10 protein-coding genes are annotated in these 13,259 nt (G+C 70.0%); 6 read left to right on the top strand and 4 right to left on the bottom strand.

Annotated elements, in window-relative coordinates; genetic code table 11:
- Nucleotides 1–524: 524 nt before the first annotated feature.
- Nucleotides 525–1,505: an HNH endonuclease gene (locus HDA34_RS10260; protein ID WP_134377057.1), complete on the bottom strand. Its 981-nt coding sequence runs from the start codon at nt 1,503–1,505 to the stop codon at nt 525–527.
- 40 nt (nt 1,506–1,545) lie between these two features.
- Nucleotides 1,546–2,631 (bottom strand): redox-regulated ATPase YchF, encoded by a 1,086-nt coding sequence (gene ychF / locus HDA34_RS10255; RefSeq protein ID WP_134377058.1) that lies wholly within the window; start codon nt 2,629–2,631, stop codon nt 1,546–1,548.
- A 417-nt stretch (nt 2,632–3,048) separates the two neighbouring features.
- On the opposite strand from ychF, the gene betT reads away from it, so the two are divergent.
- The 3 genes from betT to HDA34_RS10240 all read left to right on the top strand — a co-directional run bounded on the left by betT (nt 3,049) and on the right by HDA34_RS10240 (nt 8,338).
- Entirely contained in the window at nt 3,049–5,172 is a 2,124-nt protein-coding gene (gene betT / locus HDA34_RS10250; protein WP_081097749.1) for a choline BCCT transporter BetT, read from the top strand.
- Nucleotides 5,173–5,186: 14 nt separating this feature from the next.
- Nucleotides 5,187–6,674 carry an aldehyde dehydrogenase family protein gene (locus HDA34_RS10245; protein WP_134377059.1) on the top strand — a complete coding sequence of 496 codons (1,488 nt, stop codon included), beginning with the start codon at nt 5,187–5,189 and terminating at the stop codon, nt 6,672–6,674.
- Nucleotides 6,675–6,742: 68 nt separating this feature from the next.
- Nucleotides 6,743–8,338 (top strand): GMC family oxidoreductase, encoded by a 1,596-nt coding sequence (locus HDA34_RS10240; protein WP_134377060.1) that lies wholly within the window; start codon nt 6,743–6,745, stop codon nt 8,336–8,338.
- A 99-nt stretch (nt 8,339–8,437) separates the two neighbouring features.
- Here HDA34_RS10240 and HDA34_RS10235 read toward each other — a convergent pair whose 3' ends face one another.
- Together HDA34_RS10235 and HDA34_RS10230 are read right to left on the bottom strand one after the other, a co-directional pair.
- Nucleotides 8,438–8,914, bottom strand: a complete 477-nt coding sequence (locus HDA34_RS10235; RefSeq protein ID WP_041104345.1) for an Hsp20/alpha crystallin family protein — start codon at nt 8,912–8,914, stop codon at nt 8,438–8,440.
- 95 nt (nt 8,915–9,009) lie between these two features.
- Nucleotides 9,010–9,543 (bottom strand): O-acetyl-ADP-ribose deacetylase, encoded by a 534-nt coding sequence (locus tag HDA34_RS10230; RefSeq protein ID WP_060974019.1) that lies wholly within the window; start codon nt 9,541–9,543, stop codon nt 9,010–9,012.
- Nucleotides 9,544–9,599: 56 nt separating this feature from the next.
- Between HDA34_RS10230 and HDA34_RS10225 the strand changes: the two genes are divergently transcribed.
- The 3 genes from HDA34_RS10225 to HDA34_RS10215 all read left to right on the top strand — a co-directional run bounded on the left by HDA34_RS10225 (nt 9,600) and on the right by HDA34_RS10215 (nt 13,195).
- Complete coding sequence (locus HDA34_RS10225) at nt 9,600–10,037, top strand: hypothetical protein (protein WP_049145411.1); 438 nt, start codon at nt 9,600–9,602, stop codon at nt 10,035–10,037.
- A 65-nt stretch (nt 10,038–10,102) separates the two neighbouring features.
- Nucleotides 10,103–11,362 (top strand): DNA recombination protein RmuC, encoded by a 1,260-nt coding sequence (locus tag HDA34_RS10220; RefSeq protein WP_134377061.1) that lies wholly within the window; start codon nt 10,103–10,105, stop codon nt 11,360–11,362.
- Between the two features lie 138 nt (nt 11,363–11,500).
- Complete coding sequence (locus HDA34_RS10215; protein WP_134377062.1) at nt 11,501–13,195, top strand: SLC13 family permease; 1,695 nt, start codon at nt 11,501–11,503, stop codon at nt 13,193–13,195.
- Nucleotides 13,196–13,259: the final 64 nt, after the last annotated feature.

The following is a 13,259-nucleotide window of genomic DNA, read 5'->3' as shown; positions in this document are numbered from 1 at the left end:
TCATCTCAGCCCGGGGCCCGTGCTAAGAACCTCATGACCCACAACACCTAGGTGGCACAGCAGCGTACACTCGCCTGCCCCATTCGCCTCCACGACGCCGACGACGTCCCCCGGCGCGGCCGTCAGGTCGAGGAGGTCGAACAGGGTGCGTTGGCCGTGGCCTTGGCGAGGTCTGAGACGACGAGGGTGGCGGTCACAGCACCCCCAGAGCTCTTCAGAACTAGACGATTCGTGCAGCCACAGCCATTAGTGGGGCATGCGTGACCGTCAACGGAACGGCTCGAATACCCTTAATGGGCCCGACTCGAGACTGAACACAGAAACCGCCCCTGAAACGGGGACGGGTGACTGGTGCCAGGAATTCATTCATCCGCAATTCAGTACAAATGGTCGAGATTCCCAGCCCTTATGACGTTCGGACCGATAGGAATCGGCGCCATAGGCCGACCGGGATGCGCAGGCCCATTGGAACACTCCACTTCACCCGCAAAGACAACTTTTCAATACCATTTACGGAAAATACCCTAGGATCTATCGGACAAATACCACGGAATATTACATTTGACCGCAGAATGCTGAATACTTTCCTGAACCCCAGGCGTCAATGGGAGCCAAGCGCCACCCGGCGGAAGTGGGGGCATCGAGAACCTGTCAGGTACCTCAGTAGGAGCCGTCAGGGTGGGCACCTCACTTAGCCTCTTACGGCCCTCTTCTATCGCAGCATCCCGATCATAGGGCCCGCGAGGAATTTCTATTGCAATTCCAACGCCCTCGGCTGGGAGTGGATCGCCTAGCGAGTAGGCAACCGAGCTCGCGACATTCGTACAGTTGCTCATTAGCGCCATATTGTTCAGAACAACAAGACCATTCTTGTTGAAGAGGATGTCTACTCCGTTGCGGCTAACGAACCCCGAAACCACCTCAACCGCGTTTGACTCATAGTCAAAGACAATATCCAGGACAATCTCACCAGGCGCGGCTCTAATCCTAAGGCGGTTCGCTACATACTCGTAGTCCCACTCTGTCGTCGAGTGGATTAATTCCCCCGACTCCACCTTTAGGAGAAGCTGCCCCCTTGAGTCTTCAATGTCAACTCCTAGCACAAGGCGGCCTTCTACGAAATCAAATCTCAATAGATCCTGTCCGTCCACCTGGAGGGCTGATCCGCCAGCTGCGCCTATTACTGCGACATTAGTCCCAATAATTAGTTTTGCAGGGGGCTGAAAACTAGAGAAGTCTCGGGGTGTCGTCACCCCCTTGCCCCGATTGAAAGGCGCCTCACTTGCCCCTCGGAGCTCCGCAGTGGACATCTGCTTTCGCGTCTTTAGGGCGTGGTGATTTGGGCAAAGTAAAACTATATTATCGGCCTCGTGGGTTCTAACTTGGCTGTATTCGACTATATGCTCATAGTCAAATAGGGGCATTCCACAAAGAATGCAACCAAACCCACACCGCTGGCGGACAGCTCGCTTGACGTCATTGGGGATCTTGGGGCGATTCCTCATTCTTTATCACCCTTCGCTGAGTGGGAAGCGAATATCCCCGTCACACGTTGAACCGGAACTCCACCACGTCCCCGTCCTTCATGACGTAGTCCTTGCCCTCCATGCGCACCTTGCCGGCGGCTTTGGCATCGGCCATGGACCCAGCAGCGATCAAGTCGTCGAAACTCACGATCTCCGCCTTGATGAAGCCGCGCTGGAAGTCGGTGTGGATCACGCCGGCGGCCTCGGGCGCCGTTGCGCCGACAGGGATGGTCCACGCGCGCGTCTCCTTCGGCCCGGCCGTCAGATAGGTCTGCAGGCCGAGGGTGGAGAAGCCGACGCGGGCCAGCTGGTCCAGCCCGGACTCGTCCTGCCCGGCCATCTCCAGCATCTCAGCGGCCTCCTCCTCGGAGAGCTCCACGAGGTCGGACTCGAGCTTGGCGTCCAGGAACACGGCGTCAGCGGGGGCCACCAGATCGCGCAGCTCCTGCTGCTTGGCCTCGTCCCCGAGCACACCCTCGTCCGAGTTGAACACGTAGATGAACGGCTTGGCGGTGAGCAGGCTCAGCTCCCGCAGCCGGTCCATGTCCAGCTTGTCCTTGTCCTTCGCGGCGAAGATCGTCTCGCCCCGCTCCAGCACCGCGAGCGCGGCCTGGAGCGCCTCGAGGTCGGCGGGCTCCTTCTTCTTGCCCTTGACCTCCTTCTCGACGCGCGGGATCGCCTTCTCCACGGTCTGCATGTCCGCGATGATCAGCTCGGTGTTGATGGTCTCCATGTCCGAGGCCGGGTCCACCTTGCCGTCCACGTGGACGACGTCGCCGTCGTCGAACGCGCGCACCACCTGGGCGATCGCGTGGGCCTCGCGGATGTTCGCCAGGAACTGGTTGCCGAGGCCCTCCCCCTCGGAGGCGCCCTTCACGATGCCGGCGATGTCCACGAAGGACACCGTGGCCGGCAGGATGCGCTCGGAGCCGAAGATCTCGGCCAGCTGGGGCAGCCGCTCGTCCGGCAGGTTCACCACGCCCACGTTCGGCTCGATCGTCGCGAACGGGTAGTTCGCCGCGAGCACGGTCTGGCGCGTCAGCGCGTTGAACAGGGTCGACTTGCCCACGTTGGGCAGTCCCACGAATCCGATAGTCAAAGCCACAGTCCGGCAGTCTACCGGCGGGCCCACCGCGGCGGAGGCGTCCCGCACCGGCCCCGTTCCGTGGGCAGAACCGGCAGCCCCGCCCGCTCCGTGGGCAGAAAGCGCGCTCTCCCCTGTTCCGGGGGCAGAACTGGCAGGGTTTTCGCTTCCGGGGGCAGAAACCTTCGCTCTTCTGCCCACGGAACCCGGAGGCCCGGCGGCCACGGGGCCCGGCAGCCCCAGCCCCGCGTGCCCACGGAACCCAGAGACCCGCACCGCCCAGCACGCAGCCCCGCCCAGATGACCGATCTGTAGGGTGGGCGGGCAGCCCTGACCCCGACGAGAGGAAGCACACCTGTGTCTGCCGACCAGAGGACGACAGCCGAGACCGCAGGGCCACCGGGTCCCCGCGACGCCGGAGGAGCCCCCCACTCCCCCGTGAACTGGCCGGTGTTCGCCGGCACCGCGGGCATCGTCGTCGGCTTCGCCCTGTGGGCCATGCTCCTGCCCGCCCAGGCAGACTCCGTCATCTCGGCCACGGTGAGCTGGATCGCCGAGAGCTTCGGCTGGTACTACGTGCTCACGGCGGGCATCGTCGTCGTCTTCGTGATCGTCGTGGCGCTCAGCCGCCTGGGTCACGTGCGGCTCGGACCGGACCACGCCGTCCCGCAGTTCAACCTGTTCTCGTGGTCGGCCATGCTGTTCGCCGCGGGCATCGGGGTGGACCTGATGTTCTTCGCCACCTCCGGCCCGGCCACCAACCTGCTCACCCCACCGGACCTGCCGCCCATGTCCGACGAGGCCGCCCGCATGGCCCCGCTGTGGACGATCTTCCACTACGGCATCCCCGGGTGGGCCATGTACGCCCTGATGGGCATGGCCTTCGGGCTGTTCGCGTACCGCTACCACCTGCCCCTGAGCATCCGCTCGGCCATCGCCCCCATCTTCGGCCGCCGCGTGCACGGCCCGGTCGGCCACGCCGCGGAGATCGGCGCCACCGTCGGCACCATCTTCGGCATCGCCGTCTCCCTGGGCATCGGCGTCGTCTTCCTGAACGCCGGCCTCGCCCTGATCCTGGACGTGCCGGTGAGCACCGGCGTGCAGATCGCCCTCATGGCCCTGGCGGTGGGCATCACCATCGTCTCCACCGTCTCCGGCGTGGACAAGGGCATCCGCCGCCTCTCCGAGCTGAACGTCTACCTCGCCGTCGTCATCCTGGCCTGGGTGCTGTTCACCGGCCGCACCACGGACCTGCTCAACGCCCTGGTGCAGAACATCGGCGACTTCTTCGCCGGGTTCCCCGCGATGCTCATGCGCACCTTCGCCTACACCGACGGTCCGGCCGCCTACCCGGCGGAGCAGTGGATGTCCGACTGGACGCTGTTCTTCTGGGCCTGGTGGATCGCCTGGGCGCCGTTCGTGTCCCTCTTCCTGGCCCGCATCTCCCGCGGCCGCACCCTGCGCGAGTTCGTCACGGGCGTGCTGCTGATCCCCTTCGCGTTCATCCTGCTGTGGGTGTCCGTCATGGGCAACGCCGCCATCGGCTTCTTCCGCGGCGGGGACCAGGCCCTGCTGGAGGAGGCCGTGAACTCCCCCGAGGCCGGCTTCTTCAGCCTCCTGGAGCAGTACCCCGGCTCCACGTTCCTGATCGGCCTGGCCGTGCTCACCGGCCTGTTCTTCTACGTGACCAGCGCCGACTCCGGTTCGCTCATCATGGCGAACATGACCTCCAAGGGCTCGGTCGAGGACTCCGACGGCGCCCCGTGGCTGCGCATCACGTGGGCGGTGATCACCGGCCTGCTGACGCTGTCCATGCTGTTCATCGACGGGGTCTACACCCTGCAGAAGGCCACCGTGATCGTGGGCCTGCCGCTCTCGGTGCTGCTGTACCTGGTGATGATCAGCCTGTGGCGGGTGCTGCACTCCGAGTCCCTGGCCATGGACTCGCGCACCGCCGCCCTGCCCGCCGTCCTCGCCGGCCAGGCCCGCGACTCCGGCAGCCGCGCCACCTGGCGCCAACGCCTGGCCCGGCGGATGAACTTCGCCACGGCCCGCCAGGCCGCCGCCTACATCGAGCGCGAGGTCGGCCCCGCCCTGGAGGAGGTGGCCGCCGAGCTGCGCGGCCACGACGCCGACGCCGCCGTCACCCACGGCGTCCACCCCGAGTCCGGGGTGCCCTGGGTGGACCTCACCGTCGCCTTCGAGGGCCAGGAGGACTTCAAGTACCAGGTCTATCCCGTGGCCTACCCCGTGCCGAGCTTCGCGGGCAGCCTCAGCGTCGCCCAGGACACCCACTTCCAGCTCGAGGTGTTCTCCGCCAAGGGCTCGCGCGGCCGGGACGTGCTGGGCTACAGCCGCGAGCAGCTGTGCGCCGACGTCCTGGACGACTACGAGGCCCACCTGACCTTCCTCGCCATGACGGGCGAGGACTCCCATCTCGCCGAGCGCCTCGAGTCCGAGGTGCCGGATGAGTGGGGCGACGCCGACCGCTCGCCCGCCACGGGCGCCATGCCGGCCGTGGACGCCGCCCCCGCCTCCCAGACCGATCCCACCCACCCGTGAGGAGCACCATCCCCATGACCACCGATCCCACCGCCACCCAGTTCATCGACGGCGCCTGGGTGCCGTCCTCGGACGGCGACACCCGCACCATCCACTGCCCCGCCGACGGCTCCGAGGTCGGCGTCGTCGCCGAGGGCACCCGCGAGGACACCCTCGCCGCGATCGCCGCCGCCCGCCGCGCCTTCGACAGCGGCGCCTGGCCCTCCACCCCCGCCGCCGAGCGCGGCGACCTGCTCCTCCGCCTGGCCGATCACATCCTGGAGCACCGGGACGAGTTCGCCCGCGCCGAGGCCCTGGACACCGGCAAGCGCCTCGTGGAGGCCGAGGGCGATATGGCGGACATCGCCGCCTGCTTCCGCTACTTCGGCAAGATCGCGGACCAGAACCCCGGCCGGCTCGTCGACGCCGGCGACCCGACGGTCCTGTCCCGCGTGGTCACCGAGCCGGTGGGCGTGTGCGGCATGATCACCCCCTGGAACTTCCCGCTGCTGCAGGCCGCCTGGAAGATCGCCCCGGCCCTGGCCGCCGGCTGCACCTTCGTGCTCAAGCCCGCCGAGCAGACCCCCCACACCGCCATCCTCACGATGCGCGCCCTCGAGTCGCTGGGCCTGCCGGCCGGCGTCGCGAACCTGGTGCTGGGCCCCGGCGCCACCGTGGGCGAGCCGCTCTCCTCCCACCCGGACGTGGACCTGGTCTCCTTCACGGGCGGGCTGGCCACGGGCAAGACCATCGCCCAGGCGGCCGCCGGCACCGTGAAGAAGGTCGCCCTCGAGCTGGGCGGGAAGAACCCCAACGTGATCTTCCCCGACGCCCACTACGAGGCGGCCCTGGACAACGCCCTCAACGCCGCGTTCACCGACTCGGGCCTGGTGTGCTCGGCCGGTACGCGTCTGATCGTCCACGAGTCGATCGCCGAGCGTTTCGTGGACGACCTCGTCGAGCGCGCCGGGCACATCGTGATGGGCGGCCCCTTCGAGGAGCACGCCGAGACCGGCCCGCTGATCTCCGCGGCCCACCGGGACAAGGTGACGGACTACGTCCGCCGCGGTGTCGAGGCCGGCGCCCGCCTGCGCGTGGGCGGGCACTGGGGCGGCGAGGAACACAAGGACGGCTTCTTCTACGCCCCCACCGTGCTGGACCGCTGCGACCGGGACAACCCCGCCGTCATCGAGGAGGGCTTCGGCCCGGTGATCACCGTGGAGACGTTCTCCACCGAGGCCGAGGCCATCGAGATCGCCAACCACACCGAGTACGGCCTCGCCGGGGCCGTGTGGAGCTCCGACGCCGGCACCTGCCAGCGCGTCTCCCGCGCCCTGCGCCACGGCACCGTGTGGATCAACGACTACCACCCCTACCTCCCCCAGGCCGAGTGGGGCGGCTTCAAGGCCTCCGGCATCGGCCGTGAGCTCGGCCCCACCGGGCTGGGCGAGTACGTGGAGCACAAGCACATCTACCAGAACACCGAGCCCACGGTGACCGGCTGGTTCGCCGACCGCCGCTGAGCCCCCTCCCCGTGGGCGCGGGGCCAGACCCCGCGCCCGCCCGTGACCACCGAAAGGACCCCCGGATCGTGACCACCACCACCCCCGACGCCTCGACCCCGCAGCCCGACACGCCCGTCTACGACTACATCGTGGTCGGCGGCGGCTCCTCCGGCGCCGCCCTCGCGGCCCGCCTGTCCGAGGACCCCCAGATCAGCGTCGCCCTGCTGGAGGCCGGCCCCACCGACGTGGACCTGGACGAGGTCCTCGAGCTGCGCCGGTGGCCCGAGCTGCTCGAGTCCGGCCTGGACTGGGACTACCCCATCGAGCCGCAGGAGAACGGCAACTCCTTCATGCGCCACTCCCGGGCCAAGGTGCTCGGCGGCTGCTCCTCCCACAACTCCTGCATCGCCTTCTGGCCTCCCCGCGAGGACCTGGACCAGTGGGAGGCGATGGGCGCCACCGGCTGGGGCGCCGAGCACACCCTGCCGCTGGTGAAGAAGCTCGAGAACAACCGGGCCGAGGGCGATCACCACGGCCACGACGGCCCCGTCGAGCTGATGGACGTGCCCGCCGAGGACCCGGCCGGCGTCGCCCTGCTCGAGGCCGCCGCCCAGGCCGGCATCCCGACGACGACGTTCAACACCGGCGAGACCGTCGTGAAGGGAGCCAACTGGTTCCAGATCAACCGCAAGCAGGACGGCACCCGCGCGTCGTCGTCGGTGTCCTATCTCCACCCGATCCTCGACCGCGAGAACCTGGACATCCTCACGGACCACTGGGTGAGCGAGGTGCTCTTCGACGAGGACCGCCGCGCCTACGGCGTCCGTCACGTCGCGGACCGGCACGGCCGGCAGGCCGAGATCCATGCCCGCGCCGAGGTCATCCTCTCCGCCGGGGCGATCAACACGCCCAAGCTGCTGATGCTCTCCGGGATCGGCCCGGCCGAGCACCTGGCCGAGCACGGCCTCGACGTGCGCGTGGACGCCCCCGGCGTCGGCTCCAACCTGCAGGACCACCCCGAGGCGGTCATCTCCTGGGAGTCCAAGCAGCCCATGTACCGCGACGCCACGCAGTACTGGGAGATCGGGATCTTCTCGCCCACCAAGGAGGGGCTGGACCGCCCCGACCTGATGATGCACTACGGCTCCGTGCCGTTCGACATGCACACCTACCGGCAGGGGTACCCGACGGCGGACGAGACGTTCTGCCTGACCCCCAACGTCACCCACGCGAAGTCCCGCGGCACCGTGCGCCTGCGCTCCAACGACTACCGGGACAAGCCGGCCGTGGACCCGCGCTACTTCACCGACCCGGAGGGCCATGACATGGCCGTCGCGGTGGCCGGCATCCGGCTGGCCCGGGAGATCGTCTCCCAGCCGGCGATGGCGGAGTGGGCCGGCCGGGAGCTCGCCCCGGGCGTGGAGGCGCAGACGGACGAGGAGATCGCCGACTACGTGCGCCGCACCCACAACACCGTGTACCACCCGGTGGGCTCGGTGCGCATGGGCGCCGACGACGACGCCATGAGCCCCCTGGACGCCCGCCTGCGCGTCAAGGGCGTGACGGGTCTGCGCGTGGCCGACGCCTCCGTGATGCCCGAGCACGTGACCGTGAACCCCAACATCACGTGCTTCATGATCGGTGAGAAGGCGGCACAACTGATCCTGGCCGACCGCGCCTGACCACCACGCGGATGCGGCGGGCCCCCCGGTGGGGACCCGCCGCAACTGCGTTCGGGGGCGGGCCGCGCGCCGGTCACGCGCGGCTCCGTCAGAGGGCGATCACTCGCCGGAGGTCTCGACGGCGGAGTCCTCCACTGCCTCACCCTCTACGGCCTCGCCCTCCACCTGGGCGGCGGAGCCGGTGTGCTTGACCTGGATCTTGCGCGGCTTGGCCTGCTCGGCCACCGGGATGGTCAGCAGCAGCACGCCGTCGCTGTAGTCGGCCTCGATCTTGTCCAGGGCCAGGCCCTGGCCGAGGTTGAGCTGGCGGGCGAAGGTGCCGGCCGGACGCTCCTTGGTGAGCCAGCGACGGTCCTCCCCGGCGGGGGCCTCCTTGCGCTCGGCGCGGACGGTGAGCGTGCGCTCCTCGACGTCCACGTCGATCGAGCTCGGGTCCACGCCCGGCAGCTCCACCTCGGCGACGAACACGTCGCCCTCGCGGTAGAGGTTCATGGGCATGGAGGCGGCGCCGGAGGTGCGGGCGAAGCCGGTCATCAGGCGCTCCATCTCGCGGAACGGATCAATGGGACGAGCCATGGTCGATCACTCCTCATGCAGGGCGGGCCGCTCCGGTTGAGCGGCGACTGTCCTGTGCAACGCCGTCCCCCCACGGGGTATTCCACGGAGTTGAGTCAGCCCCGCTCAACCCTGTCCAGGGCGGTCCGGAACGCCGTCTCCGCCTCCTTCCCGTAGGGCACGAACAGCACCTCGTCCACGGTGCCGCCCACCTCGTCCGCCATCGCGTGGCAGGTCTCGACGGCGATCCGCGCGGCGTCCTCCATGGGCCAGCCGTAGATCCCCGCGGAGATCGCCGGGAACGCGACCGTCCGGGCGCCGAGCCCGGCCGCCACCTTCAGGGACTCGCGGTAGCACGAGGCGAGGGTGTCGGACTTGTCGATCGTCTTGGCCCACACCGGGCCCACCGTGTGGATGACCCAGCGTGCGGGCAGGCGCCCCGCCGTCGTCGCCACGGCCTGCCCGGCGGGCAGCCCCTCCGGCAGGTCGGTCTCGCGCAGGCGGCGGCACTCGGCCAGGATCTCGGGGCCGCCGCGCCGGTGGATGGCGCCGTCCACGCCTCCGCCGCCGAGCAGGGTGGAGTTGGCGGCGTTGACGACGGCGTCCGCGCGCGTGGCCGTGATGTCCCCGGGGGCGATGGTGAGCTGCATGGGCCCACGCTAGGCGCGGGTGGGCGCCGTCGGACAGGGCCGGTAGCCTCGGCCCCATGAGCACCCCGACGCCCACCGGACCGACCCCCACGCCTCCCGGCGGCGAGCTGCTGCCGCTGATCAGCCTCGCGGTGGAGCACGTGTTCGACACGCTCGGCCGGCAGCCCGTGTTCGCCCCCACGATCCTCGCCGTCGCCGCCGACGGCCAGCGCGGCATGTGGGAGCACCCGGACCTCGAGCCCGAGCAGGCGGCCGCCACGGTCGCCAAGATCAGCCCGCGCCCCACGCGGGCGGTGGCCGTGTTCGACGGCGAGATCGAGACGGCGGACGGACCCCGCCCGGCCGTCGCGGTGGAGGCCTTCGACGCCGCCGTCCTGGCCTCGACCCGCATGGTCTTCCCCTATCTGCCCGGCGTTGCCGCGGCGGGCATCGCCGCCCGCGTCGACGGCGACCCGCAGGTCGTGGCCAACGGCCCCAACCCGCTCTTCGGCTGAACCGCCCACCACCACGACGGCGCGCCGCCGCCTAACGTGTCCCTGCGGCCTGCGAGGGTGGGGTCATGGAGATCCTCAGCCTGCTGCTCGCCCTCATCCTCGGACTCGTGCTGGGCGCCCTGGTGGGCGCGTGGCTCATGTGGCGCCGGGCGGCCGGCGGCGGTGAGGAGGCCCGCCGGGCCCAGGCCGAGCTGGCCGCGCTGCGCACCGAGCACCAGGGGGCACGAGAGGAGCTCGCGGCCGCCCGGGCGGAGCAGCGCGCGCTCACGGCCGCGCGGGCCGAGGACGCCGAACGCCAACGCGCGGAGTCCCAGGTGATGTCCACGCTCGCGCCGCTGGGCCAGCGGCTGGCGGCGCTCCAGGAGCAGGTGAGCGTGCTGGAACGGGATCGGGCGTCCCAGTTCGGCCGGCTCGGGGAGCAGCTCCGCGCCGCCGCGGCCACGGACCGGGACCTGCTGAACCAGACCACGTCGCTCATGGCCACGCTCAAGTCCACCTCCGCGCGGGGCCACTGGGGCGAGGCGCAGCTGCGGCGGGTCGTCGAGGCGGCAGGCATGCTCCACCACGTGGACTTCACGGAGCAGGCCACGCTGTCCGGCAAGGACGGCGAGCGCCTCCGCCCGGACCTCGTGGTGTCCCTGCCCGGCGGCAAGGCCATGGCCGTGGACGCCAAGGCCCCCATCGGTGACGCGCTGGCCGCCGAGGCCCTCGCGGACGAGCTCGGCGAGGAGGCGTACGAACGGCGCCAGGCGCTGGCCGCCCAGCACGCCGCGGCCGTGCGCCGCCACGTGGACCAGCTCTCCGCGAAGTCCTACTGGGCCGGCCTCGAGCACTCCCCCGAGCTGGTCCTGTGCTTCCTGCCCGCCGAGTCGCTCCTGGCCGCGGCCCTGGACGCGGACCCCGGGCTGCTGGACCACGCGTTCTCCCGGAACGTCGCGCTCGTCGCCCCCGTCTCCCTCCTGACCGCCCTGAAGTCCGTGGCCTACGCGTGGCGGCAGGACACCCTGGCCGAGAACGCCCACACCGTGGTGGCCAGCGCGAAGGACCTCTACGAGCGCCTCGGCACGCTCGGCACCCACCTGGACCGCATGGGCGGCTCCCTCAAGACCGCCGTGGACCGCTACAACCAGCTCGTCGGCAACGTCGAGTCGCGCGTGCTCCCCGCCGCCCGGCGCCTCCGCGACGTCGACCCGGGCCTGGCCCCCACGCCGGACATCCGCACGCTCGAGTCCGCGCCCCGGCCCCTGGCCGCCCCGGAACTGGTCGCGGGCGTGGAGGAGGACGAGCTGCGCCGTCGTCGGGCGGAGTCGACGCGGGAGGCGTGAACGGGGCCGCACGGGGGCCGGGCGGGTGGGCCGTCGCGGCCCCGACGTCGTCTTTCCGTGTCCCAGGTCACTTGCTACCGTGAAACTCACAGAGAATTGCCAGGCCGCGCCGAGGGCCTGACCTGATGAGGAGGCCCCATGCAGTCCCGCCCGCTCCCCCCGCCGAGCAACGTCAACGAGCACGTCTCCCGCTTCGACCCCCGGGCGGCCGCCCAGGAGTTCGAACACGAGCTCTCCCCGGGCATGCGTGACGAGCCGCTGCCCGGCGGCGAGAACGTCAAGCGCATCATCGGCCTCGTGGCCGGCCCCCTGCTCGCCGTCGCCCTGTTCCTGCTGATGCCGGGCGACCTCGGCGTCTGGCCCCGCCTCGTCGCCGCCACCGCCGTGCTCATGGCCGTGTGGTGGATGACCGAGGCCCTGCCCATCCCCGCCACCGCCCTGCTGCCGCTCGTCATCTTCCCGCTCGGCGTGCCCGCCGAGGAGTCCGACGGCGGCATCACCTTCGACTCCATCGGCGCGAGCTACGGCAACAACATCATCTTCCTGTTCATGGGCGGCTTCATGCTCGCCCTGGCCATGCAGCGCTGGAACCTGCACCGGCGCATCGCGCTCGGCGTCTTGACGTTCATGGGCGCCAGGACCGTGAACCTCGTCCTGGGCTTCATGATCGCCACCGGGTTCATCTCCATGTGGGTGTCCAACACCGCCACCGCCGTGATGATGCTCCCCATCGGCGTGTCCATCCTCGTGCTCGTCCAGCGCTACAGCACGGACGACGCCCTGGCCGCGGATGAGGCAGCCGATCAGGCCGACCGCCCCGCCACCCCCGCGCCCGGCGAGGCCCCCACGCAGGCCGAGATCCGCTCCCTCACGAAGTCGAACTTCGGCACCGCGCTCATGCTCGGCATCGCCTACGCCGCGTCCATCGGCTCGCTCGGCACCATCATCGGCACCCCGCCCAACACCCTGCTCGCGGGCCACATGGCCGCCGAGCACGGCGTGGAGATCGGCTTCGGCCAGTGGATGCTGGTCGGCGTGCCGATCGCCGTCGTGCTGCTCTTCGCGTGCTGGTTCCTGCTCACCCGCGTGCTGTTCCGCCCGGAGATCGACGAGGTCCCCGGCGGCCGCGACCTGATCGCCACCGAGCTGGCCCGCCTCGGCCGCATGAGCGCCCCCGAGGCCAAGGTCCTCGCGGTCTTCATCCTCGCCGCGCTGGCCTGGATCACCGTGCCGCTGATCTCCGAGTACGTCCTGGACCTGACGTCTCCGCTGCTCTCGGACGCGGCCATCGCCATGGTCGTCGGGCTCGTCCTGTTCCTCCTGCCGGCCGGCGGCGGGGCCGGGCGCGGCGTGCGCCTGCTCGACTGGGAGGCCGCGAAGGAGCTGCCGTGGGGCGTGCTCCTGCTGTTCGGCGGCGGCCTGGCCCTGTCCGGTCAGTTCTCCAAGTCGGGCCTGTCCACGTGGCTCGGTGAGCAGGTCAAGGGCCTCGGCGACATCCCCGTGTGGGTGCTCGTGGTGATCGCCGCCGTCGGCATCCTGCTGCTGACCGAGATGACCTCGAACACGGCCACCGCGGCCACGTTCCTGCCCGTCGCCTCCGGCGTGGCCCTGGGCACCGGCGTCGCCCCGCTCATGCTAGCCGCGCCCGTCGCCCTCGCCGCGACCTGCGCGTTCATGCTGCCCGTGGCCACCCCGCCGAACGCCATCGCGTACGGCTCCGGCTACGTGACCATCGGCCAGATGGTGAAGGGCGGCGTCTGGCTGAACATCATCGCCGCCGTGCTCATCTCCATCGCGTCGATGACCCTGCTCGTCTGGGTCTTCGGGCTCTGAGTCCCTGACCCGCCGGCCCGGAACACCGAGGCCCGGAAAGCCGAGGCCCGCAGACTCGCCGCTT

Source organism: Micrococcus luteus (genome assembly GCF_014138885.1).
GTDB classification, from domain to species: domain Bacteria; phylum Actinomycetota; class Actinomycetes; order Actinomycetales; family Micrococcaceae; genus Micrococcus; species Micrococcus luteus.
The sequence above is the reverse complement of the archived record's forward strand: the minus strand, read 5'-3'. Positions and strand labels throughout refer to the sequence as shown.